Source organism: Streptomyces sp. MAI_2237 (genome assembly GCF_054189285.1).
This window is the reverse complement of sequence record NZ_JAJPGQ010000009.1, coordinates 1,192,198-1,215,855: the sequence shown is the minus strand read 5'-3', so window position 1 is coordinate 1,215,855 and position 23,658 is coordinate 1,192,198. Positions and strand designations below refer to the sequence as shown.

Sequence of the window (23,658 nt, the reverse complement as noted above, 5' to 3'; positions counted from 1 at the left end):
CGGGCGGTCACCTATTCCGCGACCCCCTACCCGTGTGGTCTCAGCGCACACCACCCACCAGACTGACCCCATGACGGAAACGGAAACCTTCGCGTACGACGTCGTGGTGCTCGGGGCCGGCCCGGTGGGGGAGAACGTCGCCGACCGCACCCGCGCGGCCGGCCTGTCCACCGCGGTCGTCGAGAGCGAGCTGGTCGGCGGCGAATGCTCGTACTGGGCCTGCATCCCCAGCAAGGCCCTGCTGCGCCCGGTGATCGCCCGCGCGGACGCCCGGCGCGTACCCGGCCTGCGCCAGTCGGTGCAGGGCCCCCTCGACGCCGCCGCGGTCCTCGCGCACCGCAACTACTACACCTCCGACTGGCACGACGAGGGCGCGGCCCAGTGGCTGGACGGCATCGGCGCCGACCTCCACCGCGGCCACGGACGGCTGACCGGCCCGCGCACGGTGACGGTCACCGCCTCCGACGGCACGCGGAAGGTGCTCACCGCCCGGCACGCGGTGGCCGTCTGCACCGGCACCGACGCCGTGCTGCCCGACCTGCCGGGCCTGGCCGACGTCAAGCCGTGGACCAGCCGGGAGGCCACCAGCGCCCAGGAGGTGCCCGGCCGGCTCGTGGTCGTCGGCGGGGGAGTGGTCGCCACCGAGATGGCCACCGCCTGGCAGGCCCTCGGCTCGCAGGTCACCGTCCTCGTCCGCGGCAAGGGCCTGCTGGGCCGCATGGAGCCGTTCGCCGGGGAACTCGTCGCCGAGGCCCTCACCGAGGCCGGCGCGGACGTCCGCACCGGCACCTCCGTCGCGTCGGTGACCCGCGAGAACGGCACCCTCGTCGTCGTGACCGACACCGGCGACCGCATCGAGGCCGACGAGATCCTCTTCGCCACCGGCCGCAGGCCGCGCACCGCCGACATCGGCCTGGACACCGTCGGCCTGGAGCCCGGCGGCTGGCTCCCGGTCGACGACAGCCTGCGCGTCACCGGCAACGACTGGCTCTACGCCGTCGGCGACGTCAACCACCGCGCGCTCCTCACCCACCAGGGCAAGTACCAGGCCCGCATCGCCGGTGCCGCCATCGCCGCGCGGGCCTCCGGGGTCCCCATCCTGGAGTCGGACGCCTGGGGCGCCCACGCCGCCACCGCCGACCATGCCGCCGTGCCCCAGGTCGTCTTCACCGACCCCGAGGCCGCCGCCGTCGGCCTCTCCCTCGCCGAGGCGGAGCAGGCAGGCCACCGGGTGCGCGCCGTGGACGTCGAGATGAGCTCGGCCGCGGGCGCGGGCCTGTTCGCCGACGGCTACAAGGGCCGCGCCCGCATGGTCGTGGACCTGGATAAGGAGATCCTGCGCGGGGTGACCTTCGTCGGCCCCGGCGTCGGAGAACTCATCCACTCGGCGACGATCGCGGTCGCCGGCCAGGTCCCCGTCAGCCGCCTGTGGCACGCGGTCCCGTCGTTCCCGACGATCAGCGAGGTGTGGCTGCGGCTGCTGGAGGCCTACCGGGACAACTGACCGACACGCGAGGGCACCCGGCCGCTCACGGCAGGTCGAAGCCGAGTGCCCTCGCCGCCTCCCCGGGCGTCGGCTGCGTCCACAGCCGCGCCATCGCCTCGCTCGACGACAGCGAGCGCGGCTCCGCCCGGTCGAGGTAGAGCATGCCGTCGAGATGATCCGTCTCGTGCTGCACGATCCGGGCCGGCCACCCGCTGAACACCTCGTCCACCGCGCGCCCGTTCTCGTCCTCGCCGGTCAGCCGCACCTGCGCGGGTCGCGCCACCACGGCCTGCCACCCCGGCACGCTCAGACAGCCCTCGAAGAAAGCGGCCCGCGTGGTCCCGACGGGCTCGTACGAGGGATTCACCAAGACCCGGAACGGCAGTCGCTCCCGGCCCCGGGCCACGCGGATCTCCTCCGGCACCGGTGCCGGGTCCTCGATCACCGCGATCCGCAGCCCCACGCCCACCTGCGGCGCCGCCAGCCCCACGCCCGGCGCCGCGTGCATGGTGACGCGCAGGGCCTCGACGAAGCGGGCGAACAGCGCGGGATCGAGCTGGCCGTCGAAGCGTTCGGTGCCGCGCCGCAGCACAGGATCACCGGCCGCGACGATCGGCAGCGGACCGTCGGCGGCGAGGAGTTCCTCGACCTGCTCGGCAAGAGACGCGTGATCACGGTGAGTTGCCATGCGGCAAGCATCGCATGACGTTCCGGCACCCGCCGTCCGCCGTGTGGCGCACGCCACTTGCCCCGCCGGGAACTCGGGGCCGACTCCCTCCGACTACTGGACCACCACAGCAACAGCGTCCCGTCCCCCCGGAGAAGCCCGCCATGTCGTCCACCGCCTCCTCGCCCACCAAGGACGAGGTCGAACCCGACCCCGCCCCGGCACCGCCCCCCGGCCGGTGGGCGCCGCTCCGGCCCCTGGTGCTGCGCCTGCACTTCTACGCCGGTGTGTTCGTCGCCCCGTTCCTGCTCGTCGCCGCCGTCACCGGCTTCCTGTACGCGGGCGCCTTCCAGGCCGAAGAGCTCCTCTACGCCCATGAGTTGAGCGTCGACCAGGTGGGTGACGCCAAGCTGCCCGTCTCCCGGCTGGTGGCCGCCGCCCGCGAGGCCCACCCCGAGGGCACGGTGTCGGCGGTACGGCCCTCCCCGCAGGCCGACGCCACGACCAGGGTGCTGCTGTCCGGCGTCGAGGGCGTCGACCCCGGCCACACGCTCGCCGTCTTCGTCGACCCCTACACCGCCGAGGTGCGCGGCGCCCTCGAACAGTACGGCTCGACCGGCGCGTTGCCCCTGCGGACCTGGATCGACGAGTTCCACCGCGACCTCCACCTGGGCGAGAACGGTCGCCTGTACAGCGAGTTCGCGGCGAGCTGGCTGTGGGTGATCGCGGGCGGCGGGCTGGTGCTCTGGTTCTCCCGGCGCCGGGCCCTGCGGAAGGTGCGCGGCACCCGTGGCCGGCGCCGCACTCTGGGGCTGCACGGCACGGTCGGCGTGTGGGCCGCAGCCGGGTTCCTCTTCCTGTCGGCGACGGGCCTGACCTGGTCGACGTACGCCGGTGCGAACATCGACGAACTGCGCACCTCGCTGGGGCAGGCCACACCGTCCGTCTCCGCCGTGGCCGGCGGCGAACACGCCGGTCACGGCGCCGCCGCCACGACCGGGTCCGGCGAACACGGCGTCGGCCTGGACACGGTGCTCGCGGCGGCCCGGGCCGAGGGCCTGACCGACCCGGTGGAGATCGTGCCGCCCGCCGACGACAAGTCCGCGTACGTCGTACGGCAGATCCAGCGCAGCTGGCCCGAGAAGCAGGACGCGGTCGCCGTCGACCCGGCCACCGGGCAGGTCACCGACGTCCTGCGGTTCGCGGACCACCCGCTGCTGGCGAAGCTGACCCGGTGGGGGATCGACCTGCACACCGGCATCCTGTTCGGCCTCGTCAACCAGATCGCCCTGATGCTGCTGGCGCTCTCCCTGGTGATGCTGATCGTCTGGGGCTACCGCATGTGGTGGCAGCGCGGCCGCGCCTCCGCCTTCGGCCGGCCCGTCCCGCGCGGAGCCTGGCAGCGGGTGTCCCCGGCGGTCCTCGTGCCGGGCGTCGCCGTCATCGCCGTGGTCGGCTGCTTCGTGCCCCTGCTCGGTATCCCGCTGGCCGCTTTCGTCGCCGTCGACGTCGTCCTCGGCGAGATCGCGCACCGGCGCGGCAGGCGCGCACCGGCCCTGAAGTAGCAGGCCGGGCCCGGTTCCTGTACGGAACCGGGCCCGGCCTGCCGTCGTACGGTCTCGGTCAGACCTGCTGGAAGTCGCCCGCCAGCGCCGAGGCGATGCGCAGATGCGACTCGGCCTCCTCCTGCCGCCCCTGGCGCTCCAGCGTGCGGCCGAGCATCAGCCGGGCGTAGTGCTCGACCGGGTCGCGCTCGACGAGGACGCGCAACTCGGCCTCGGCGCGCTGCAGTTGCGCGGAGTGGTAGTAGGAGCGGGCCAGCAGCAGCCGCGGGCCGGTCTGCTCCGGCACCTCCTCGACCAGGCCGCCCAGCACGCGCGCCGCGGCGGCGAAGTCCTTGGCGTCGAAGAACATCCGCGCGCGCTCCCAGCGCTCCGCCGGCGTTCCGTGGTCGTAGTACGTCATGTCCACTGCTGCCTCCTTCGGTCTGCCCAACCAAGGCGGCTCCTCGCCTATTCCGGTACGGCCTCCGGGGGCCCTCAGGCCCTCTTCGCCGCGAGTTCCGCGTCGGCCCGCTCGGTCACCAGGGCGAGGACGCGGCCGGTGGCGGCGAGGTCCTCCGCCGGTATCCCGGACCAGATCCGAGCCGAGAGCTCCCCGGCCTCGGCCGCGACCTCGGCGTAGAGCGCGCGGCCGGCGTCGGCCGCCCGGACGCGGGTCGCCTCGGCCGTCAGCAGCCCCTTGCCGAGCAGTTCTCCCACGACGTCCCGCGCCTCGGCGGTCTCCACCTTGAGCGAACCGGTGACCTGGGCGACGAGGGCGTCGCGCTCGACCGGTGTCCCGGCGACGACCACGGACCTGAGGGCGATGTGCTGCTGGAACGTGAGGCCGTGCCGGCTCAGCACGCTCTCCAGGGCGGCGCGGGCGGCGTAGTGGGCCAGGCCCAGGGACCGGGCGTCGGCGACGGGCGCGGTGGTGGTCATGACTGCTCCTTCTTGTTCGGGCTGTTCTCGCTGAACGGATCAAGAGGTGCGTCGAGCAGGGTGGCCAGGTCGCGGGTGAACTTCCGTGCCCGGGGGGCGTCGAGGCCGCCGAGCGGCGCGAGCAACTGCTCCAGCAGTCCCTGCACGACCTGGATCGCGCGCCGGGTGACCTCCCGGCCCCGCTCGGTGAGGGCCAGCTGCACGGCGCGCGGATCGCGGGGGTCCCGGGTGCGCTCCAGGAGGCCGGCCGACTCCAGGCCGCGTGCCAGCTTGGAGACGTAGAGCGCCTCCAGGCCGGTGTGGTCGGCGAGGCGGCGCTGGCTCGGCCGCTCGCCGCCGCGCTGCATGCCGTACAGCGAGGCCACCAGGGAGTACTGGGCGTGGGTGAGTCCGAGCGGCGCCACCGCTCGGTCGACCGCCACCCGCCACTTCATCGACAGACGCCACACCAGGAACCCGGGCGTCGCCTTCTCGGAACCGCTGCTCATGACGAATACCGTACAAGGCTATTATGTACATGGCTATTAAATTCCGCTCCGTACCCGGTGGCCTGCTGTTTCCGGTGGGCCACGGGGAGCCGGGACCGCCCGGGCGACGGACTGACGGGACCGCCCTGACCGGACTAGGTTGGGTTTCATGAGCAATCTTGATCGCGAGGCGGTTCCCGCCCTGTGCGGCGGCCGTGGCTTCGTGGTGGCGGAGCCCGTTCGCGAACTCCTCAGCCCGCGCACCGTCAAACTCGGCGAGTCGACCGAAGTCCGCCGGCTCCTGCCCAACCTCGGCCGCCGCATGGTGGGCGCCTGGTGCTTCGTCGATCACTACGGCCCCGACGACATCGCCGACGAACCGGGCATGCAGGTCCCGCCGCACCCGCACATGGGCCTGCAGACGGTGAGCTGGCTGCACCAGGGCGAGGTGCTGCACCGCGACTCGACCGGCAGCCTGCAGACGATCCGCCCCCGTGAGCTCGGGCTCATGACCTCGGGCCGGGCGATCAGTCACTCCGAGGAGAGCCCCCGTTCGCACGCCCGCTTCCTGCACGGCGCCCAGCTGTGGGTGGCGCTCCCCGACGGCCACCGCCACACCGACCCGCACTTCGAGCACCACGCCGAACTGCCCGTCGTCACGGCCCCGGGCCTGAAGGGCACCCTGATCCTCGGCGACCTCGACGGCGCGACCTCGCCCGGTACGACGTACACCCCCATCGTCGGCGCCGACCTGGCCCTCTCCGAAGGGGCGGACGTACGCCTCCCGCTGGAGCCGGACTTCGAGTACGCCGTGCTGTCCATGTCCGGCGAGGCCCATGTCGACGGCGTGCCGCTGCTGCCGGGCTCGATGCTCTACCTCGGCTGCGGCCGCACCGAACTCCCGCTGCGGGCCGACTCGGACGCGGCGCTGATGCTCCTGGGCGGTGAACCGTTCGAGGAGGAGCTGATCATGTTCTGGAACTGGATCGGGCGGACCCAGGAGGAGATCGAACAGGCGCGCCGGGACTGGATGGAGGGCACCCGTTTCGGTGAGGTGAAGGGCTACGACGGCGCACCGCTGCCCGCTCCGGAGCTGCCGCCCCTGCCCCTGAAGCCGCGGGGCCGGGTGCGCTGACGTCGCGCACCTGATCGTGCGTCAGCCGTTCAGGATGCGTTCAGGATGCCGCTGCCAGGGTCGATCAGGACGACCGCCGTCGCGCGGTCGCCGCTTGTCACAGGGCGCTCGTCCCCTCATGGGACGGGCGCCCTGCCGTTCGACCCAGGAGCCCCCCACCATGCAGAAACCCGACATGCTCACCGACCTCGACGTCGCGAGCACGACCAAGTCGGTCATGAAGAAACTCCCGGAGGTGACACTGGCGTTCTGGATCATGAAGATCGCCGCCACCACCCTCGGCGAGACGGCCGGCGACCTCTTCTCGCAGACCTTGAAACTCGGCTACTTCCTCACCACGATCGTCCTGTTCCTCGCCTTCGTGGTGACGCTGGTCGTCCAGCTCAGGTCCAGCCGCTACCACCCGTTCTTCTACTGGACCGTGATCCTGTCGACCAGCATGGCCGGCACCACGATGTCCGACTTCATGAACCGCGACGCCAGCGCCAAGTACCTCTCGAACGGCGCCACTTCGCTGGGCTGGGGACCGCAGGGCCTCGGCCTGGGCTACCCCGCGGGCGCCGCGATCCTCGTCTCGATGCTGCTCGTCATCTTCGCCGTCTGGAAGGCGGCCGGGATGACCTTCGTCATCCAGGACATCGTCACCTTCCGCGGCGAGACGCTGTTCTGGTCGGCGATCCTCGTCTCCAACACCCTCGGCACGTCCATGGGCGACTTCCTCTCCGACAGCTCCGGACTCGGGTACGCGGGCGGCGCGCTGCTCGTGACGGGGGCGCTCGCCGTCCTGGTCGCCCTGATGAAGGTCCCGGCGGTCCCGAACGTCCTTCTGTTCTGGATCGCGTTCGTCCTCACCCGGCCGCTCGGTGCGACGGCCGGTGACTTCCTGACCAAGCCCGTCGCCAAGGGCGGCCTCGACCTCGGCACGGCCGGTTCCTCGGCCGTGCTGCTGGCCGTCCTGTTCGGCCTGATGGCCCATGCGCAGGTCCGGGAACGCCGGACGGCGGCTCCGCGGGAGCCGGAGGCGGCCGTCGCCCATCGGGCCGACTGAGCCGGCACGTCAGCCGGTCGGCAGGTCCACCCGGAAGCGTGCGCCGCCCTCGTACCCGGCGTCGTACGACACGTCACCGCCGACGGCGCGGGCCAGGCGGCGCGCGAGCGGCAGGCCCAGCCCCGCGCCGTCGTGGCCGTCGTCCGGGTCGGCGCGGCGGCCGGGCTGGAAGAGCCGGTCGAGGAACGACTCCGGTACGCCCGCGCCGTCGTCCGTGACGGTGATGCGCACACCGCCGGGCCGCGGTCGCGCTCGGACGGTCACGGTGGAGCGGGCGTACCGGATCGCGTTGGCCAGCACCGGGCTGACGATGCGTTCGAGGAGGGCGGGAGCGACGCCCGCCTCCAGGTCCCCGTCCGGTACGTCGACGACCGTCTTGACCGGTTCCCCCCGGTCCCGCGTGCCGAGGTCCGCGGTCAGCCGGTGCAGGACGGGCGCGACGGCGGCGGTACCCGGAGCGGCCGAGGGGCCGCGGGCGCTCTCCCGCGCGTCGTTGAGCAGGGTGTCGCATATGGTGCGCATGGACCGGGCGGCGTCCGCGATCACCTCGTGGGTGGCGCGGGTCTCGGCGGCCGAGCGGGGACGCGCCCGCCACCAGTCGAGTTCGACGACGATCCGGGTGAGCGGAGTGCGCAGTTCGTGCGACAACTCGCCGGTCAGCTGCCGCTCGTGCCGCAGCACCGTGCGGATCCGGTCCAGCAGCGCGTCCAACGAGGCGCCCAGCCGGGCCAGTTCGGCCGGATGGTGCACGGCTCCGAAGCGGTCCGCCGAGCCGACGGCACTCCACTGGGTGGCCTGGTCCGTCATCGTGCGCACGGGACGCAGCGCCCGTCCCACGGCCAGGCGCGTCAGCACATACGTGCAGGCCAGCATGACCGCGTCGAGGATTAGCGACCCGAACAGCACCGTCTGCGCCGAGTTGCGGTACGGGGCGAGGTCGAGGGCCGTCACGACGGTCGCGGCGCTGCGGCCGCCGGTCACGGGGCGGGAGCACAGGCGCACGAAGCGCGGGTTCTCGGCCCGTGCCGTCACGCAGCCGCGCTCGCCTCCCGCGGCCAGCCGGTCGGCGGCGAGGGTCAGGGCGTTGTCGGCGGGTGCCCGTGGCGGTCTCTCCACCAGCCGTGTTCCGTCGTAGATCCATACGTTCGTATCGAGGAGGCGGTCGTCGGCGGTCTCCACGACGCGCACACGGGGGCCGCGGGTGTCGATGGTCGTGGCGACGGCGGCCGCGCGGTCGCGCAGCACGTCGTCCGCCTGGTGCCGCAGCTGCCGGTCCAGCACGGCGTTGAACGCCACGGTCAGGACGGCCATCAGCAGCGCGGCGATGGTGAGCGCGACCAGCGAGAGGCGGCCGCGCAGGGTCCGGGGCGCCGGAGGGCGCGGAAGACGGTTCATGACAGGCGGTGCCCGACGCCGCGGACGGTGGTGAGGCTCAGGGCGCTGCCCGTGCCGCGCAGCTTGCGGCGCAGCCGGCTCAGGTACTGGTCCAGCGTGTTGTCGCTGACGTGCGCGCCGTCGGGCCAGGCCGCCCCCACCAGGTCACGCCGGCTCACGAGGGAGCCGCCCGCCGCGACGAGCGTGGCCAGCAGACGGAACTCGGTGGGGGAGAGGTCGACGTGCGCCTCGCCGACCGCGGCGCTGTGCCGGGTCGCGTCCAGGACCAGGTCTCCGGCTCTGGCCACTGCCGGCGGCGCGGCACGTCTGACCGCGACCCGCAGCCGGGCGACGAGTTCGGCGAGATGGAACGGCTTGGACAGGTAGTCGTCGGCACCGGCGGAGAACCCCGACAGCCGGTCGGTGAGGCCGTGGCGGGCGGTGAGGAAGATGATCGGCGCGGCGAACCCGTTGGCGCGCAGCGCCTGGCACACGTCCCGGCCGTCCGCGTCGGGCAGCCCGACGTCCAGGACGACCGCGGCGATGTCCTCGGCCGCCAGCCGCAGGGCGGTCGCCCCGTCGGCGGCGGGTACGGGCGCGAAGCCCTCGTCCGACAGGCCCCGGCGCAGCACGTCACGCAAGGCGTGATCGTCCTCGACGACCAGGATCTTGTGACGCATGCTTCTCCGTCCGGTGAGTGAGAGCGATTGGGCCGATGGAGGCGATTCGGTGGATGAAGACGATCAGGGGGATGAAGACGATTCACGCAAACCGCTTACCGACTACAACCTTGTAGACGCTGTCTGAACTGTAGACGATCGACAGGGGGCGTCCGTTCCCGCCCGTGACCCGAACGGCGCACATCTGAATGCGTGTCAGGTCTTATGGCCGACGGGCCCCGGTCCTGCGGAACGTCGGGCGCCGGCTCGTCTCCCGCGGGTCGCGCTCGACGGATCTCCGGTGGCCGGACGTCCGCGACTGCCGCCCAATGGGGGCGAGACAGAGGAGGCGGTTCATGGCTGGCACCTACCGCGCCGGAACGAGCGTCGGGATGCGGCGCCGTACCGCCACGGATCCGGTGGCGCCGCCCTCGCCCCCGGCCCGCGCGCGCGGCGTACCGCAGACCGCGCCCGGGCAGTTGCACCGGGGCATGACCCTGGTCGCCACGATCAGCCTGTTCATCGGCACGCGCGCGGCCTGGACCGACGCGATGCTCTCGCGCCCGGTCGTCGCCGGGGTCATCTCGGTCTGCTACGCCTCGATCCTCGTCTGCGCCGTCCTCGCGCTGACCGTGCGCACCCGCCGCGCGCTGATCACGGTCGACGCGGTCGTCCTGCTCACGGCGGTGGCGCTGGTGACGAGCGGCTACGTGCTGGACCACATGGGCAGCGACGAGGGTGTACTGACCGCTCAGGCGGCGAACGAGATCCTGCACGGCCGCCCCGTGTACGGGCGGCCGTGGCCGTGGCTGTTCGGCACCCCGCGCGTCGGGATCACCAAGACCATGTCGGGCGGCGCGGACCTCACCTACGGCTATCCGCCGCTGACGGCACTGCTCGCGGCACCCGTGCACGCCGTCGTCCACTCCACGGCGGCCGCCACCCTGGTCACCACCTCCGCGCTCCTGCTCTCCTCCGTCCTCCTGTGGCTGCTGCTGCCGGCTCAGTGGCGCTCCGCCGCCACCGCCGTCTGCCTCGGCTTCGGCTTCCTGCCGCACTACGCCTACCTCGGCTACCCCGCCGTCACGGCTCTCGCGCTTCTGGTACCCGTGGTGGTCCGCTGGCCCGACACGGGCCGGGGCGGGCACCTCGGGCCGGGCGGCGTGCTGCGCGCGGCCTGTCTCGGCGCCGCCTGCGCCGCCCAGCAGCTCGCCTGGTTCCTGGCGCCCTTCCTGCTGATCGGCCTGTACGCCGTCCGGCGGGGCGAACTCGGCCCCCGGCGCGCCCTGGCCGTGACCGCGCGCTACGCAGCCACCGCCGCCCTGACCTGGTGCGCCGTCAACGCCTACTTCGCCGCGGAGGGTTTCTCGGCCTGGCTGGACGGCATTCTCCTGCCGCTGCAGCAGAAGGCGATCCTGCACGGGCAGGGCGTGATGGGCGTCTCCTACTACTTCACCGACGGCAGCAGCCGCCTCGACTACTACTCCTACGGCAGCCAGCTGCTCCTGCTCGGCCTGCTCGCCGTCACGCTGCTGTTCGTGCGGCGCGTGGGCCCGGCCCTCACCGTCCTGCCCTGGATCGCGTTCTACGCGGCCACTCGCTCCCAGGACGGCTACTTCCTGATGATGACCCCGCTGTGGCTGGCGGCCGCGGCGACCGTCCCGGCGGCCGCGTTCGCCACCGCCTGGCAGCCGCGGCTGCCACACGTCACCGGCCGGCGGGCTAAGGCCGCCCTGGCGGCAGCGCTGCTCACCCCCGCCGTCGTCTGCGTGCTCATCGCCGCCGCGAGCCCGCCGCCCCTGCACATGAGCCTCGCCCCCCGCTACGCCCAGCACGGCTCACGCGTCGGCATCACCGCCGTGCGCCTGCGGGCCGTCAACACGACGGGAACGTCGCTCTCCCCGCACTTCGCCAGTCGCAGGGGCCAGGGCGCCTCCAACTGGTGGACCATCGCCTCCGGCCCCGCCACTCTGGCACCGCACGCCTCGGCCCTCTACGTCGTCGAACCCCCGGGCGGCTTCCGTCCCGTGCCGAGCGGCCGCGCCCGGACCTACCTGATCGCCGTCACCGGAACACCGATGACGATCACCACGGCGCACCTCCCGGCAGCCCCTCCGCCCGCCCGCTGACCGGCAAGCGGTCGAGGACCGCGGGCGCGTCGGACTTGGGGGTCCGTCAGGGGGCGGTCGTGCTTCAGTGGGGCTGCCGTGCCTCAGTGGGCTGCCGTGCCGGGGGCGGTCTTCTTCCGGGCTCGGTAGGCGGCGGCCTTGATCTTGTTGCCGCACGACTCCATGCCGCACCACTGGCGCCGCATGCCACGGGACCGGTCGATGTAGACCCGGGTGCATTCCGGGTTGCCGCATTCCTTCATCAGGGGCACGTCGGAGCCGCTGAGCAGTTCCACGGCCGCTCGGGCGACGGTGGCCAGGGCCTGCTCGGGCGTGGCCTCGGTGTGCCTGCCGGACAGGGTGAGCTGGGGGGTGACGGGCGTCTTGCGTGCGGCGGCGTTGAGCACGGCGAGCGCCTGCCGGTCGAAGTCCTCACCGAGCCGGCGGTCGGTCACCAGCCGGTAGATGGCCTCGCGCACGCTGGTCGCCTCGCGGACGTCGTCCTCGACGCCGGGGGTGATCGTGTCCACGAGTCCGGACTCCAGGTACCAGGCGTTCAACCGGTCCGGTGTCACGAACATCTCGAAACGGGCCGAGCGCCGGGCCCGGAGCGTGGCCGCGAAGTCCAGAGCCGGGTTTCCGCACACGAAGACATGATCGAGATTCACGTCACCATTTTGACAGGTGACCGCGGGAGGGTGCAAGGAGTGCCGTCATTCCGGCCGTCGCTCCGTCGCCCCGCTTGCCTGCTCCGGGGGCCCGGTTCCGGCGAAGTTCCCGGCCGTGCCAACGCCGGCGCAGCCAATGGTTGCGGCTGGGCTCGAGCACCGTGTCTGCGCGAGCAGCCCCACCGTCAGCCCGCGCCACCGGTCCACCCCGCCCCGCCGGGCACAGGGCCGCGGAGGCGGGAGTCGAGCTGGGCGAGGGTGCGCTCCTCGACGTCCCAGTCGTCGTCGATGGTGGTGAAGTGTTCCTCGGCGACGTCCCCGGCCTCCGGGCGCCCCGTGATGAACGGGAACGGGGCGTCGTCGCCGATACTTGCCCGGTGCGGTATGCGACGGATCTTCTGCTGCCCCACGACACGACCTGCCCCCAGGAAGGCTGAACCACGGTGACGACCGCCGCATATCAGGGTGAACCCGGGTCCAACTCGGCGACCGCCGCGCGCGCCCTCCACCCCGACGCCGGGCACCTGCCCTGCACGAGCTTCGAACAGGCCCTGGACGCCGTGACGCTCGGCGCCGCCGACGTCGCCGTCATCCCGGTCGACAACTCCGCGGCCGGTCGCGTCGCCGACGTGCACCACCTGCTGCCGGAGTCCGGCCTGTTCATCGTCGCCGAGTACTTCCTCGCCATCCGCTTCGACCTGATGGGCGTGCCCGGCGCCACCCTCGACCAGGTGGAGTGCGTACGCAGTCATGTGCACGCGCTCGGGCAGTGCCGCAAGGTCCTGCGTGAGGGCGGCTGGCGCACCCTCGTCAGCGACGACACCGCCGGAGCGGCACGTGAGGTGGCCGAACTGGGCGACCCCCGGCACGCGGCGCTCGCTCCGCCCGCCGCTGCGGAGCTCTACGGTCTCGACGTGCTGCGCCCCGAGGTCGAGGACGACCCGGACAACACCACGCGCTTCGTCGTCCTCTCCCGGGAAGCCGTCCTGGCCCCGCCCACCGGAGAGCCGACGATGACGAGTCTGTTCTTCAGCGTCCGAAACATCCCGAGCGCCCTGTACAAGGCGCTCGGCGGGTTCGCCACCAGTGGCGTGAACCTCACGAAGATCGAGAGCTATCAGATGGGCGCGGGCCTCAACGCCAGCCGCTTCTACGTCGAGATCGAGGGGCACCCCGACGACGAGCGCATCGCCCTCGCCCTGCACGAGCTGCGCTTCTTCTCCACCGAGGTACGCATCCTCGGCGTGTACCCCGCGCACCCGCATCGGCTGGCCGGCTGATCGGACGTCTGACGTCTGACGGGTCCGGATCGGTGCGCGACGGAATGCCCCGGTGGCGCCGTCGGTTGGTCGGAGCACGCACCGAGGGGAGAAGCCTTGACCCACTCCGACTCCGCCGACGAGCCGTCCAGACTCCGTCGCGTCCGTCTGCCCGGAACCGTGTCGCCGCCCCGCGAGGGCCGCCGCACGGCGTCCGGTGGGGGAGAAGGACGCACAGCAGACGCCCGGATCGCAGACGGCCCCGCAGACCATGGAATGAGCCGAGCCCTACGGCCCTCGGGAACACCTGGACCCAGGTGTTCCCGAGGGCCGTAGGTGTGTCAGGACGTCCCGAGGCCGTTGAGGAGGGTGTCGACGACGACGTCCGCCGCCTGTCCCGCGCTCAGTTCGGGCAGTTGCCGGGAGACCAGGTGCATCAGCTGGGGCAGCACCGCGCTCGCCCAGCCCTGCGGGAGCCCCGGCCGCAGAAGACCTTCGTCGGTGGCGCGCCGCAGGAAGGCGTCGACCTCCTCGATGGCCGCGTCGCGGCGGGCATGCACCGTGTCGTCGGCGAGCATCCGGGCGAGGTCGACGGGCCAGGTGCGGTTGACGGCGATGATGTTCTCGACGTAGCGGTGCAGGGCGACGGCCACGGGCGCCTCGCGCAACCGCGCCTCTTCGATGGCGCTTTCGATCGCCGTCAGGCGCGCCTCGTAGATGGCCGTCAGGAGGTCCTCGCGGGAGGCGAAGCGGCGGTAGACGGTGCGCCGGTCGACCCCTGCCTCGGCGGCGATGCTCGCGATGCTCGCGCCGGGGTCGGCGGCGAGCATGCGTGCGCCGGTGGTCAGGACGGCTTCCAGATTGCGCGCTGCGTCGGCTCTCACCGCACCGAGTCTAGTGGCGAATGTGATGCCTGAGACATCTAACGCCTCTCCGGAGTAGAGACATGGGACTCAGCCGCCACATTTTAGCGGCAGATATGTCCGGTGGTGCCACCCAGGGCGGACGCGCCGAGCGCGAGCCCTGTCGTGACCGCGCTCGTCACCAGCCGCCTGCGTCCACCCCTGATGCCGAGCGCCTCTCAGGAACGCGGGAATTTTTCCCGGCTCTCGCGGCGTTCCGGCTCTGCCGGATTCGTCACCGCTTCGGCGGGTGACGAATCTGTCACGCAAGTTGTCACCTGTCGAGATGGTGACGAATGTGGAGCTGCTCGGGCCGCCGACGTGCGAGCCTGGAGCCCTGCGCGAATGACGCGAACGGAAAGGTGAGGTGCCATGAGCGACGCCGAGGAGAGGGCGCTGCTGGCGGGTGGCTGCTTCTGGGGTATGCAGGAGCTGATCAGGGCGCTGCCCGGGGTGACCCGCACGCGGGTGGGCTACAGCGGCGACAACGACAAGCCCAACGCCACCTATCGCGACCACGGAAAGCACGCGGAGTCGATCGAGATCGCCTTCGATCCCACGGTCACCGACTACCGCACGATCCTGGAGTACTTCTTCCAGATCCACGACCCGAGCACGAGGAACCGGCAGGGCAACGACATCGGTGCCAGCTACCGCTCCGCGATCTTCTACTTCGACGAGGAGCAGCGCCGCGTCGCCGAGGACACCATCGCCGACGTCGACGCGTCCGGGCTGTGGCCGGGTCCGGTGGTGACCGAGGTGGTGCCGGCCGGGCCGTTCTGGGAGGCGGAGCCGGAGCATCAGGACTACCTCCAGCGCTACCCGGACGGCTACACCTGCCACTTCCCGCGCCCCAACTGGCGCCTTCCCAAGCGCGCCGAGGCCTGACCGCCTCGATCCCGCAGTACCGACCGACCCCCGGGTGCCCTTCGCTCGGGGGTCGGCCTGTGTCCGCCCCCATCCCGGTTTTGCGCACGCTCAAGATGAGCTAATCGATTCAAATGCTACTCTCATGTGACAGTTGATGAGGTCACCTGTCACACGCAGGGCATCGACGCACCGGAAGGAAGAGAAAGCGCATGATCATCTATGACAGGCTCTTCGTCGGAGGTTCCTGGGTCCGGCCGGACAGTCCTGAGCTGCTCGACATCGCCTCCCCGCACGACAGGTCGGTGATCGGTCGCGCCGCGCAGGCGCGGCCGGCGGACATCGACCGGGCGCTCACCGCGGCGCGCACGTCCTTCGAAGAGGGCGAGTGGCGTCTGACCCCGCCGGAGCGGCGCATCGCGGTCCTGAGGCGGTTCAACGCGCTGCGCGAGGAGAACGCGGAGAAGATCGCGCAGCTGATCTCGCTGGAGAACGGATCGGCCGGCTGGTTCACGCGTGCCGGGCAGCCGGGCCTGACGCGCCAGGCGAACGCCTACCTGAAGGCGGCCGAGGGGTTCGCCTGGGAGGAGACGCTCGTACCCTCCGACCCGTCGTCTCCCGTGCGCAGTGTGGTGCGCCGCGAGGCGGTCGGCGTCGTGGCCGCGGTGATCCCGTGGAACTCGCCCTTCTCCTCGGCCACCGCGAAGATCATCCCCGCACTCCTCGCGGGCAACTCCGTGGTGCTGAAGGTGTCCCCGGAGAACTCGCTGAGCATGGGCTTGCTCGCCGAACTGCTGGAGCGAGTGGGCCTGCCCGAAGGGGTGATCAGTGTGCTGCCCGCGGACCGGGAGACCAGCGAGTACCTGATCTCGCACCGGGAGGTCGACAAGATCGCGTTCACCGGCTCGACGCGGGCCGGCCGCCGCATCGCCGCCATCGCGGGCGAGCAGCTCAAGCGGGTCAGCCTGGAACTGGGCGGCAAGTCCGCCGCGATCATCCTTCCCGACGCCGACATCCACAAGGCCGTCGCGGGCCTGAGGTTCGCTTCCCTGCTCAACAACGGCGAGTCGTGCATCGCGCAGACCCGCATCCTCGCCCCGCGCAGCCGGTGCGAGGAGGTCGTGACCGCGCTGAAGGAGCTCGTTGAATCGCTGAAGGTGGGCGATCCCGGAGACCCCGACACCTTCATCGGCCCGATGATCCGCCCCGACCAGCAGGAGCGGGTGCGCGACTACATCCGGCTCGGCATCGAGGAGGGTGCCCGCCTGGTCACCGGCGGGCCGCAGATCCCCGAGGGCCTGGAGAAGGGCAACTACGTCACGCCCACCGTCTTCGCCGACGTCGACAACTCCATGCGGATCGCGCAGGAGGAGATCTTCGGTCCGGTCCTGGTCGTCATCGCCTACGACGACGAGGACGACGCCGTCCGCATCGCCGACGACTCCGAGTACGGCCTGTCCGGCGGCGTCTGGTCCGCGGACGAGGAGCACGCCCTGGCGGTCGCCCGCCGTCTGCGCACAGGCACCGTCACCGTCAACGGGGCCTCCATCGCCTTCGACGGCCCCTTCGGCGGCTTCAAGGCCAGCGGCATCGGCCGCGAGTACGGGGCTGTCGGCCTCGGCACCTACACGGAGTACAAGACCATCACCGTCTGACCCGGACTCCTCCTCGCGTAACCAGTCAGGGCGGTTTCTTCTTACAGAAGTGTGACGTCCTCCTACCTGGCCTGGGGGGCGCGTCCCGGCGTTTCGTCACCGGCTTGACAGGTGACGCGGTGCTGGGCATGCTGATGAACGTCCGAGGCGAAAGGCCCGGACGCCATCCACGAACGACGAAGTGGAGCACGGTCATGAACAAGGGGCTCACCAAGGAAGCCGCCGAGGCGGCGGTACGGCACGCGCGATTCGGCAAGCTCCCCGAGCGCATCCGCTTCGAGGACATGTCCGAGGCGGTCGAGGCTGCTCCGGCCGGCGCGGTGAACGCGTCCTACGACCCGGAGGGGTCCTGGAAGTACTACTCCTGCCTCGCCCTCGACCTGGGTCTGTGACCACCCCGCACATCCGCGCCACCAACGAGAGCGAGAACACAGTCATGGACATGAAGCTCGAAGTCGTCGTCCTGCCCGTCGGCGACGTCGACCGTGCCAAGGGCTTCTACGTGGAGCGGCTCGGCTGGCGCCTCGACGCCGACTTCCCCATCAACGACGGCTACCGGATCGTGCAGGTGACCCCGCCGGGCTCCGAGTGCTCGATCATCTTCGGTGAGGGCCTCACCGAGCAGAAGGCGGGCACACTCCACGGCCTCCAGCTGACCGTCACGGACATCCTCAAGGCCCAGGAGGAGCTGGCCTCGCGCGGCGTGGAGGTGTCCGGTCCGTTCCGTGACGAGACCGGCGCCTTCCACCATGCCGGTGACATGGGCCGGGTGCCCGGCGTGCACCCCGAGCGGGCCAGCTACGGCACCTTCGCCGCCTTCAAGGACCCCGACGGCAACGAGTGGTTCCTCCAGGAGATCACCGAGCGCGCCCCCGGCCGCTGACAGCGAGGGAGCGCGGATCATGGCGGAGAAGCCGAAGCCGAAGCCGCGGCCCCGGACCGGGGGTGCTCCGGTCGGGCGGCGGGCGATGCTGGGCATGCTCGGAGCGGGTGCCGCGGGACTCGCCGCCGCGCCGTACCGGATTCGTCACGCGTCAAGGTGGCTACGCACGGGGGGAGTTCGGCAGCCGCGCTCGGCGGTCACGCTCCTGCTGCGGGCGTGCCGACCGTGGCGCGGTCGCTCAGGGCGAGCCTGAAGGCGGCCTCGGTCGCACCGCCGGACGCCGCCGACAGGATCACGATCTTCAGCTCCGAGTCCCCGTCGGTCAGGACGTCGCAGTCCACCTCCACGGCACCGGCCACGGGATGCTCGACCCTCTTGCGGTCCTCGCGGTGCGTGCCCACCGTGCCGCTCGCCCACAGCCGGGCGAACGTCTCGTTGCCGGTGACCAGTACGTAGATCAGCTCGGCCAGCCGGGCGTCGTGCGGGAAGCGGCCGGCCGCGCGGCGCAGGTCGGAGACGATGGCCAGGTCGGAGGTGTGGCCGTCCCGCACGAGCACCGGCCACAGAGCGATGCGGACGCGGTCGGGGCCGGCCGGGAAGCGTTCCCGGGCGAAGTTGCGCAGCTCGGGCGCTGCGAGCGCCGGGTCGCCGAGCAGCGCCGCCCACCCGGGGTTCCACCACAGCATCTGCCAGTCGGCCGCGAACACGGCCACCGCGACGTCTCCGAGCCGGTCGACCACGCGCCGGACACCGGGCGGGATCGCGTAGGGCACGACTCCGGCGTCCGCAGGAGCCAGGCCCGCCAGACGGTACAGGTGGTCGCGCTCGGCGGAGCTCAGGTGCAGCGCGTTCGACAGGGACGCGACCACCTGGGCGGAGGGTGTCGTCGCCCGCCCCTGCTCCAGCCGCACCACGTAGTCGACCGACACACCGGCGCGTTCGGCGAGTTCCTCGCGGCGCAGCCCCGCCGCGCGGCGTCCCGGCCCGGAGGGCAGCCCCACCGAGGACGGCGACAGCCGCTCCCGCCAGGCGCGGATCGTCGCGCCCAGTCCGACCCCGTCTCTCGCCGTCATGCGATCCATCCTGCCTCGAAGTCCCCCTGTGATCCTGGTACTGCCTTTCCTACGGTCGACGTCTCCCTGGCGCAGGGTGCGTCGACCCCTGAACGATCGACACATGACCACCACGTTCATCACCGGAGCCAACAAGGGGCTCGGCCACGAGACCGCACGCCGTCTCGTCGCGCTCGGCCACACCGTGATCCTGGGCGCCCGCGACCCCGGGCGCGGGGCCGCTGCCGCCGCCGCGCTGGGCGCGCGATTCGTCCGCATCGACGTCACCGACGACGCCTCCGTCGCGGCCGCCGCCGCCGACGTCGCCGCGCACGAGGGCGTGGTCGACGTCCTGATCAACAACGCCGGCGTGCACGGCCCTCACGGTGATCCCGGTGAACTGACCGGCGCCGACGCGCTGAGCGTCTTCGACGTCAACGTCTTCGGCGTGATCCGCACGACCACCGCGTTCCTTCCGCTGCTGCGCCGGTCCTCGGACCCGGTCGTCGTCAACGTCAGCAGCGGCATGGGGTCCCTCGCGCTCACCCACGACCCGTCGAGAATCGAGTCCTCGGTGATCGCGCCTCTCTACACGGCCTCCAAAGCGGCCCTGACGATGCTGACCACTCAATATGCCAAGGCCTTCAAGGACATTCGCGTCAACGCAGCCGATCCCGGTTACACGGCGACCGACCTCAACGGCCACTCCGGCCCCCAGACCGTCACCGAGGGCACCGACGCGATCGTCCGCCTCGCCACCGAAAAACGCGGCGCCGGCACCGGACGATTCATCGACCGCGACGGCCCTGTCGCCTGATCCGGAAATCCCCCGGCAAATGGCCCCCGGCGCCGACGGGAGTTGACGCCGGGGCCGATTGTCAGTGCCGCGTCCTACTCTCGCAATATGACCTACAGCGTCTGGCACAGGGGCCTCGGCATCACACTCGACCTGACCGAGGCCGATCTCGGGCATCCCGAATACCCTCGGCTGCTCGACGAGATCTACGGCAATTACCAACCGGATCTTCTCTACTGCCTGGAAGCCCACGAGGACGAGGGGTTCATCTGCCCGGGCTTCATGACCATCCGCAAGGTCGACGGCCGTCCGCACGCCATGCATGTGGCAAAAGGGGAACGCCCCGAGACGAAGGCCGAAAGCGATCTCCACAAGGCGCTGGGGGAATACACGGCGAAGGTCGCCGCGGGGGAGGGATTCCGGGTGACCCGGCCGCAGGGAGACCGGCCGGAAAAGGGGCGCGCGGATGTCACGGTCGAGGGCGCGGACAGTCATCGCCTCGCCTATGAAATCCAACTGGCCGCGATAGCCGGCGGTTCCGTCGACGACCGCACGCGGATCGCGCGCCGGTCCGGACTGACGCCGCTCTGGCTCGTCAACAACGAGAACGCGATACCCATCGACCGCGCCCCCTGGGCCCGGCTGAACGTACAGAGCTGGCGTGACGTGACCGACCGGGCCGCCCTGCCGGTGCGCGGCGGCATCAAGCAACTGCACATGTCCCGCTGCGACTGGGGCAACCCGGTGCCCTGCCCGCGCCAGGGCGCCGGCCGCTGCGGCGGCAGGCACGCACTGTGGGAGCCGGTCCGGGGGCTCTACTACGACGACGTCATCCGGCGCACGGCGACGGGCGAGCTGGTCTCGCTGTATCTGCCCCACCCGGCGGGCCGCCGCGGCTGGCACATGTGGGTCACCCCCACCGACAAGGAGGAGTTCCTCGAAGGCCGGCCCGAGCCCGACCCGGGCGGGCCGGCTGCGCGCCCCGCGGAGGCGGCGGGCCGGACCGGGCGTTCCCGTGCCGACGGAGCGGAGGACGGTGTGCGGTCCGAGCTCACCCGCGCGCGGGACGACGGACAGCCCATCGACGCCTCGCTGTGGCACACCGAACCCGGGCCGTCCGAGTTCTCCCGGCCCTTCGTCGTCGGCGAGTTCGTCATACCCGGTGATCTGGTGGCCGCCCGGCGCACCTTCACCCGCGCGCTGGAGCACGCCGCGGACATCGCCGCGCATCTGCCCAGCGGCGCGGACATCGCGGCCGGCCGCGCGGAGATCACCGGCGATCAGCGGGAGCGTCTGGCGGACGCGCGGGAGCGGTGCCGGCGCCTCGCCGAGGAGATGCACACCCATCCCTGGTGGGACACGGTCGGCGACCGCCACGCCGCCCGGGAGGCCGTGACGTACGCCGCGACCCACGACCACCTCTCCTCCTGGACTTTCCGTCCAGGCATTGGACCATTAGTCTAGGCGTGTGACGAAAGAACAGACTCTGGATGCGGAGAGGGACGCGATCCTCGCCGCACTGCGTCCTGTCGCGGACGGGATCGCGGCGACGTTCGGGCCGGTCTGCGAGGCGGTCCTGCACGACTACCGGCACCCGGAGAACTCGGTCGTCGCCGTCGCCGGCTCGGTGACCGGGCGGGCGGTGGGCGGCGCGATGAGCGAGATCGGCATGCGGGTCCTCGCCCGCGGCGACCGGGCCGAGGACGAGCTGAACTACGTCACCCGCGCCCGCTCGGGCACGCTGGTCAAGGCGTCGACGATGGTGCTGCGCGACTCCACGGGAGCGGTCTTCGGCGCCCTGTGCCTCAACGTCGACGTCACGGCGGTGAGCCAGGCCCACGCGCTGCTCGGCGCCCTCGCCGGAGCCACCGGCACCGTGGCCGAACCCCCCGTCACCACCTTCGGCAACGACATCGACTCCGTCGTGGACGCCGTCCTCGACGCCCACCGGATCGGGCCGGACCGGCCCTGGGGCGGACTCGACCGCGCCCAGCGCCTCGACCTGTTCCGCGGCCTCGACGAACACGGCGTGTTCGCCGTGCGCCGCGCCGTCGAGCAGGTCGCCGCCAGACTCGGCATCTCCCGTGCCTCCGCCTACAGCTACCTCTCCAAGTCCCGCGCGGCCGACCCCACCGCTGCCCCGGCGAGCGCTGCGACCGGAGACCCCACCCCCGCCCCGGCCGCTGCCCCGGCAAGTGCCCCGGCCGCCACCCCGGCCCCCGCCGAGGCCACCGACCCGACCCCCGCTGGAGGACACGCGTGACGACCACCACCCCGCCCGTGACCCTGGACGACGTCCGCGATGCCGCCGACCGGCTCAAGGGCGTCGCGCACCGCACCCCGGTCCTGCGCTCGCGCACCCTCGACGTCCTCGTCGGCGCCGAGGTCTTCCTCAAGTGCGAGAACTTCCAGCGGGTGGGCGCCTTCAAGTTCCGCGGCGCCTACAACGCCGCCTCCCGGCTCACCCCCGAGCAACTGGCCAAGGGCATCGCCGCCTACTCCTCCGGCAACCACGCCCAGGCCGTCGCCCTGGCCGCCCGCGAACTGGGCAGCACGGCCGTCATCGTGATGCCCGAGGACGCCCCGAGCTCCAAGCGCGAGGCCACCGAGGGCTACGGCGCCGAGATCGTCACGTACGACCGCTACACCGAGGACCGCGAGGCCGTCGCCCGGGCCCTCGCCGACGAACGAGGACTCGTCCTCATCCCGCCCTACGAGCACCCGCACGTCATGGCGGGTCAGGGCACCGCCGCACTCGAACTCTTCGAAGAGGTAGGTGAGTTGGACGCGCTGATCGCGCCCGTCGGAGGTGGCGGGCTGATCGCCGGGTCCGCGACGGCCGCCAAGGGACTGCACCCCGGGATCCGGGTGCTCGGCATCGAACCGGAGGCCGGGGACGACACCAAGCGGTCCCTGGAGGCGGGCCGGCGCGTCAGCGTCCCGGTGCCGCGGACGATCGCCGACGGCCAGGCCCTGACCACGCCCGGCGAGCTGACCTTCTCCGTGAACCGGCGGCTCGTGGACGCGATCGCCCTGGTCTCGGACGACGAGATCCGGGCCGCGATGCGCTTCGCGTTCGAGCGGCTGAAGATCGTCGTCGAGCCGAGCGGCGCCACTCCGCTGGCCGCGCTGCTCGCGGGGCGTGCGGGCCCCCTGCCGCGCCGGGTCGGTGTCATCGTCTCCGGCGGCAATGTGGACGCGGATCGTTTCGCCCGGCTGTGCGGCCCGGCGAAGGACTCATGACCAGAAGTCGTCCATGCTGTCGAGGTTCTCGACGCACTCGTCGAGATCGGTCGCCTTGTCCCCGACGATCCGGAAGACGATGCAGCCGTCCTCGTCCATGCGCTTGTTCCCGCGCTGCGCGCTGACGTGCTGCATCGCGACGGCGTGGCCACGGCCGTCCACCAGGACACCGCGCAGCTCGACCTTGAAGGTTCCGGCCGTCTCCTCGAAGAGCCGGCGGTAGTAGTCGAGGATCGCGTCGATCCCCTTGCAGTCGCCGGACAGCGGATGGCTGCCGGGCACGTGCTGCGTGGCGTCGCTCGTGATCAGCGACCGCAGGGCGTCCATGTCGCCGCGTGAGAAGGCCTCGTAGCCCTTGCGGACGAGTTGTGCGTGGGGATGCTCAGCCACGGTGATCGCCACCTTTCCGGTCGTTCGGCGATTGCGGCCTCACGCGTCATTCTGCGCTCACCCGAATGGCGGTGTCGACCGGGCGGGCGGACGATGGTCTGGTGGACGGGGCTCGCAATGGAGGGAGCCGTCATGATCGAGATCAAGGCCGTCGAGAAGCCCGACGAGCGGCGTGACTTCCCGCGTGGACACCTGGAAGCGGTCCATCTGACCGGGCTCGACTTCGCCGTGGGAACGTTCGAGCCGGGCTGGCGCTGGTCGGAGTCCGTGGGGCCCATCGCCGGGACGAAGAGCTGCGAGGTCCATCACAACGGGTACTGCGTCCAGGGACGCATGCGCGTCCGGATGGACGACGGCGCCGAGCAGGAGGTCGGTCCGGGCGACGTGTTCGTGCTTCCCCCGGGACACGACGCGTGGGTGGTCGGCGAAGAGCCGTGCGTGGTCTACGACTTCGCCGGTCAGATGGCGACGGACTACGCCAAGACGCAAGGGTAGTCACGCCGAGGCACGGGGGCG

Annotated in this window: 26 protein-coding genes; 15 read left to right on the top strand and 11 right to left on the bottom strand. The window is 71.8% G+C overall.

The window, feature by feature from the left end:
* Nucleotides 1-70 precede the first annotated feature (70 nt).
* Entirely contained in the window at nt 71-1,504 is a 1,434-nt protein-coding gene (locus tag LN251_RS40940) for a dihydrolipoyl dehydrogenase family protein (RefSeq protein WP_458249199.1), read from the top strand.
* 25 nt (nt 1,505-1,529) lie between these two features.
* Here LN251_RS40940 and LN251_RS40935 read toward each other — a convergent pair whose 3' ends face one another.
* The gene (locus LN251_RS40935) at nt 1,530-2,174 is read right to left on the bottom strand and encodes a peptide deformylase (RefSeq protein ID WP_458249198.1); all 645 of its coding nucleotides are present in this window, start codon (nt 2,172-2,174) and stop codon (nt 1,530-1,532) included.
* Between the two features lie 143 nt (nt 2,175-2,317).
* Between LN251_RS40935 and LN251_RS40930 the strand changes: the two genes are divergently transcribed.
* Nucleotides 2,318-3,718, top strand: coding sequence for a PepSY-associated TM helix domain-containing protein (locus LN251_RS40930; RefSeq protein ID WP_458249197.1), 1,401 nt, complete (start codon nt 2,318-2,320; stop codon nt 3,716-3,718).
* 58 nt (nt 3,719-3,776) lie between these two features.
* On the opposite strand, the gene LN251_RS40925 is transcribed toward LN251_RS40930, so the two are convergent.
* The 3 genes from LN251_RS40925 to LN251_RS40915 all read right to left on the bottom strand — a co-directional run bounded on the left by LN251_RS40925 (nt 3,777) and on the right by LN251_RS40915 (nt 5,124).
* Entirely contained in the window at nt 3,777-4,124 is a 348-nt protein-coding gene (locus LN251_RS40925) for a tetratricopeptide repeat protein (protein WP_058921483.1), read from the bottom strand.
* Nucleotides 4,125-4,192: 68 nt separating this feature from the next.
* On the bottom strand, nt 4,193-4,636 hold the full coding sequence (locus tag LN251_RS40920) for a MarR family transcriptional regulator (protein ID WP_458249196.1): 444 nt from the start codon (nt 4,634-4,636) through the stop codon (nt 4,193-4,195).
* Entirely contained in the window at nt 4,633-5,124 is a 492-nt protein-coding gene (locus LN251_RS40915; RefSeq protein ID WP_458249195.1) for a MarR family winged helix-turn-helix transcriptional regulator, read from the bottom strand. Before LN251_RS40915 ends, LN251_RS40920 begins: the two co-directional genes overlap by 4 nt.
* A gap of 148 nt (nt 5,125-5,272) precedes the next feature.
* On the opposite strand from LN251_RS40915, the gene LN251_RS40910 reads away from it, so the two are divergent.
* Together LN251_RS40910 and LN251_RS40905 are read left to right on the top strand one after the other, a co-directional pair.
* Nucleotides 5,273-6,238 carry a pirin family protein gene (locus tag LN251_RS40910; RefSeq protein ID WP_458249194.1) on the top strand — a complete coding sequence of 322 codons (966 nt, stop codon included), beginning with the start codon at nt 5,273-5,275 and terminating at the stop codon, nt 6,236-6,238.
* 160 nt (nt 6,239-6,398) lie between these two features.
* Nucleotides 6,399-7,286: a COG4705 family protein gene (locus LN251_RS40905; RefSeq protein ID WP_458249193.1), complete on the top strand. Its 888-nt coding sequence runs from the start codon at nt 6,399-6,401 to the stop codon at nt 7,284-7,286.
* Nucleotides 7,287-7,295: 9 nt separating this feature from the next.
* Here the strand turns inward: LN251_RS40905 and LN251_RS40900 are convergent, their stop codons facing one another.
* Nucleotides 7,296-8,681, bottom strand: a complete 1,386-nt coding sequence (locus LN251_RS40900) for a sensor histidine kinase (RefSeq protein ID WP_458249192.1) — start codon at nt 8,679-8,681, stop codon at nt 7,296-7,298.
* Complete coding sequence (locus LN251_RS40895; RefSeq protein ID WP_458249191.1) at nt 8,678-9,340, bottom strand: response regulator transcription factor; 663 nt, start codon at nt 9,338-9,340, stop codon at nt 8,678-8,680. The genes LN251_RS40900 and LN251_RS40895 overlap by 4 nt, the downstream gene beginning before the upstream one ends.
* Nucleotides 9,341-9,675: 335 nt before the next feature.
* Between LN251_RS40895 and LN251_RS40890 the strand changes: the two genes are divergently transcribed.
* Nucleotides 9,676-11,448, top strand: coding sequence for a hypothetical protein (locus LN251_RS40890; protein ID WP_458249190.1), 1,773 nt, complete (start codon nt 9,676-9,678; stop codon nt 11,446-11,448).
* Nucleotides 11,449-11,531: 83 nt separating this feature from the next.
* On the opposite strand, the gene LN251_RS40885 is transcribed toward LN251_RS40890, so the two are convergent.
* Both LN251_RS40885 and LN251_RS40880 read right to left on the bottom strand, forming a co-directional pair.
* Nucleotides 11,532-12,095 carry a CGNR zinc finger domain-containing protein gene (locus tag LN251_RS40885; protein ID WP_458249189.1) on the bottom strand — a complete coding sequence of 188 codons (564 nt, stop codon included), beginning with the start codon at nt 12,093-12,095 and terminating at the stop codon, nt 11,532-11,534.
* A 185-nt stretch (nt 12,096-12,280) separates the two neighbouring features.
* On the bottom strand, nt 12,281-12,505 hold the full coding sequence (locus LN251_RS40880; protein WP_458249555.1) for a hypothetical protein: 225 nt from the start codon (nt 12,503-12,505) through the stop codon (nt 12,281-12,283).
* A 33-nt stretch (nt 12,506-12,538) separates the two neighbouring features.
* Here LN251_RS40880 and LN251_RS40875 point away from each other — a divergent pair, with 33 nt between their 5' ends.
* Complete coding sequence (locus LN251_RS40875) at nt 12,539-13,375, top strand: prephenate dehydratase (protein ID WP_458249188.1); 837 nt, start codon at nt 12,539-12,541, stop codon at nt 13,373-13,375.
* A gap of 320 nt (nt 13,376-13,695) precedes the next feature.
* Here LN251_RS40875 and LN251_RS40870 read toward each other — a convergent pair whose 3' ends face one another.
* Nucleotides 13,696-14,184 carry a TetR/AcrR family transcriptional regulator gene (locus tag LN251_RS40870; RefSeq protein WP_458249541.1) on the bottom strand — a complete coding sequence of 163 codons (489 nt, stop codon included), beginning with the start codon at nt 14,182-14,184 and terminating at the stop codon, nt 13,696-13,698.
* 444 nt (nt 14,185-14,628) lie between these two features.
* Between LN251_RS40870 and msrA the strand changes: the two genes are divergently transcribed.
* From msrA to LN251_RS40850, 4 genes are all read left to right on the top strand, one after another.
* The gene (gene msrA / locus LN251_RS40865) at nt 14,629-15,144 is read left to right on the top strand and encodes a peptide-methionine (S)-S-oxide reductase MsrA (RefSeq protein WP_458249187.1); all 516 of its coding nucleotides are present in this window, start codon (nt 14,629-14,631) and stop codon (nt 15,142-15,144) included.
* Nucleotides 15,145-15,335: 191 nt separating this feature from the next.
* Entirely contained in the window at nt 15,336-16,778 is a 1,443-nt protein-coding gene (locus LN251_RS40860) for an aldehyde dehydrogenase (protein WP_458249186.1), read from the top strand.
* 194 nt (nt 16,779-16,972) lie between these two features.
* On the top strand, nt 16,973-17,170 hold the full coding sequence (locus LN251_RS40855; protein ID WP_458249185.1) for a hypothetical protein: 198 nt from the start codon (nt 16,973-16,975) through the stop codon (nt 17,168-17,170).
* A gap of 44 nt (nt 17,171-17,214) precedes the next feature.
* A complete protein-coding gene (locus LN251_RS40850; protein ID WP_458249540.1) occupies nt 17,215-17,661 on the top strand; it encodes a VOC family protein in 447 nt (148 codons plus the stop codon).
* A gap of 197 nt (nt 17,662-17,858) precedes the next feature.
* Here LN251_RS40850 and LN251_RS40845 read toward each other — a convergent pair whose 3' ends face one another.
* Complete coding sequence (locus tag LN251_RS40845) at nt 17,859-18,743, bottom strand: helix-turn-helix domain-containing protein (RefSeq protein WP_458249184.1); 885 nt, start codon at nt 18,741-18,743, stop codon at nt 17,859-17,861.
* Between the two features lie 94 nt (nt 18,744-18,837).
* On the opposite strand from LN251_RS40845, the gene LN251_RS40840 reads away from it, so the two are divergent.
* The 4 genes from LN251_RS40840 to LN251_RS40825 all read left to right on the top strand — a co-directional run bounded on the left by LN251_RS40840 (nt 18,838) and on the right by LN251_RS40825 (nt 22,752).
* A complete protein-coding gene (locus LN251_RS40840) occupies nt 18,838-19,530 on the top strand; it encodes an SDR family NAD(P)-dependent oxidoreductase (RefSeq protein ID WP_458249183.1) in 693 nt (230 codons plus the stop codon).
* Nucleotides 19,531-19,617: 87 nt separating this feature from the next.
* The gene (locus LN251_RS40835) at nt 19,618-20,973 is read left to right on the top strand and encodes a hypothetical protein (RefSeq protein ID WP_458249182.1); all 1,356 of its coding nucleotides are present in this window, start codon (nt 19,618-19,620) and stop codon (nt 20,971-20,973) included.
* 22 nt (nt 20,974-20,995) lie between these two features.
* Nucleotides 20,996-21,772 carry a helix-turn-helix transcriptional regulator gene (locus tag LN251_RS40830; RefSeq protein WP_458249539.1) on the top strand — a complete coding sequence of 259 codons (777 nt, stop codon included), beginning with the start codon at nt 20,996-20,998 and terminating at the stop codon, nt 21,770-21,772.
* Nucleotides 21,769-22,752: a threo-3-hydroxy-L-aspartate ammonia-lyase gene (locus LN251_RS40825; RefSeq protein WP_458249181.1), complete on the top strand. Its 984-nt coding sequence runs from the start codon at nt 21,769-21,771 to the stop codon at nt 22,750-22,752. Before LN251_RS40830 ends, LN251_RS40825 begins: the two co-directional genes overlap by 4 nt.
* Here the strand turns inward: LN251_RS40825 and LN251_RS40820 are convergent.
* Nucleotides 22,747-23,142 carry a nuclear transport factor 2 family protein gene (locus LN251_RS40820; RefSeq protein WP_458249180.1) on the bottom strand — a complete coding sequence of 132 codons (396 nt, stop codon included), beginning with the start codon at nt 23,140-23,142 and terminating at the stop codon, nt 22,747-22,749. The genes LN251_RS40825 and LN251_RS40820 overlap by 6 nt on opposite strands.
* A gap of 132 nt (nt 23,143-23,274) precedes the next feature.
* Between LN251_RS40820 and LN251_RS40815 the strand changes: the two genes are divergently transcribed.
* Nucleotides 23,275-23,637: a cupin domain-containing protein gene (locus tag LN251_RS40815; protein ID WP_058927995.1), complete on the top strand. Its 363-nt coding sequence runs from the start codon at nt 23,275-23,277 to the stop codon at nt 23,635-23,637.
* Nucleotides 23,638-23,658: the final 21 nt, after the last annotated feature.

Excerpts from the sequence above, each read along its gene's own strand:
- LN251_RS40940 (WP_458249199.1), top strand. The coding sequence starts at position 71 with ATGACGGAAACGGAAACCTTCGCGTACGACGTCGTGGTGCTCGGGGCC.
- LN251_RS40935 (WP_458249198.1), bottom strand. The coding sequence starts at position 2,174 with ATGGCAACTCACCGTGATCACGCGTCTCTTGCCGAGCAGGTCGAGGAA.
- LN251_RS40930 (WP_458249197.1), top strand. The coding sequence starts at position 2,318 with ATGTCGTCCACCGCCTCCTCGCCCACCAAGGACGAGGTCGAACCCGAC.
- LN251_RS40920 (WP_458249196.1), bottom strand. The coding sequence starts at position 4,636 with ATGACCACCACCGCGCCCGTCGCCGACGCCCGGTCCCTGGGCCTGGCC.
- LN251_RS40915 (WP_458249195.1), bottom strand. The coding sequence starts at position 5,124 with ATGAGCAGCGGTTCCGAGAAGGCGACGCCCGGGTTCCTGGTGTGGCGT.
- LN251_RS40910 (WP_458249194.1), top strand. The coding sequence starts at position 5,273 with ATGAGCAATCTTGATCGCGAGGCGGTTCCCGCCCTGTGCGGCGGCCGT.
- LN251_RS40905 (WP_458249193.1), top strand. The coding sequence starts at position 6,399 with ATGCAGAAACCCGACATGCTCACCGACCTCGACGTCGCGAGCACGACC.
- LN251_RS40900 (WP_458249192.1), bottom strand. The coding sequence starts at position 8,681 with ATGAACCGTCTTCCGCGCCCTCCGGCGCCCCGGACCCTGCGCGGCCGC.
- LN251_RS40895 (WP_458249191.1), bottom strand. The coding sequence starts at position 9,340 with ATGCGTCACAAGATCCTGGTCGTCGAGGACGATCACGCCTTGCGTGAC.
- LN251_RS40890 (WP_458249190.1), top strand. The coding sequence starts at position 9,676 with ATGGCTGGCACCTACCGCGCCGGAACGAGCGTCGGGATGCGGCGCCGT.
- LN251_RS40870 (WP_458249541.1), bottom strand. The coding sequence starts at position 14,184 with ATGCTCGCCGCCGACCCCGGCGCGAGCATCGCGAGCATCGCCGCCGAG.
- msrA (WP_458249187.1), top strand. The coding sequence starts at position 14,629 with ATGAGCGACGCCGAGGAGAGGGCGCTGCTGGCGGGTGGCTGCTTCTGG.
- LN251_RS40860 (WP_458249186.1), top strand. The coding sequence starts at position 15,336 with ATGATCATCTATGACAGGCTCTTCGTCGGAGGTTCCTGGGTCCGGCCG.
- LN251_RS40855 (WP_458249185.1), top strand. The coding sequence starts at position 16,973 with ATGAACAAGGGGCTCACCAAGGAAGCCGCCGAGGCGGCGGTACGGCAC.
- LN251_RS40850 (WP_458249540.1), top strand. The coding sequence starts at position 17,215 with ATGGACATGAAGCTCGAAGTCGTCGTCCTGCCCGTCGGCGACGTCGAC.
- LN251_RS40845 (WP_458249184.1), bottom strand. The coding sequence starts at position 18,743 with ATGGATCGCATGACGGCGAGAGACGGGGTCGGACTGGGCGCGACGATC.
- LN251_RS40840 (WP_458249183.1), top strand. The coding sequence starts at position 18,838 with ATGACCACCACGTTCATCACCGGAGCCAACAAGGGGCTCGGCCACGAG.
- LN251_RS40835 (WP_458249182.1), top strand. The coding sequence starts at position 19,618 with ATGACCTACAGCGTCTGGCACAGGGGCCTCGGCATCACACTCGACCTG.
- LN251_RS40815 (WP_058927995.1), top strand. The coding sequence starts at position 23,275 with ATGATCGAGATCAAGGCCGTCGAGAAGCCCGACGAGCGGCGTGACTTC.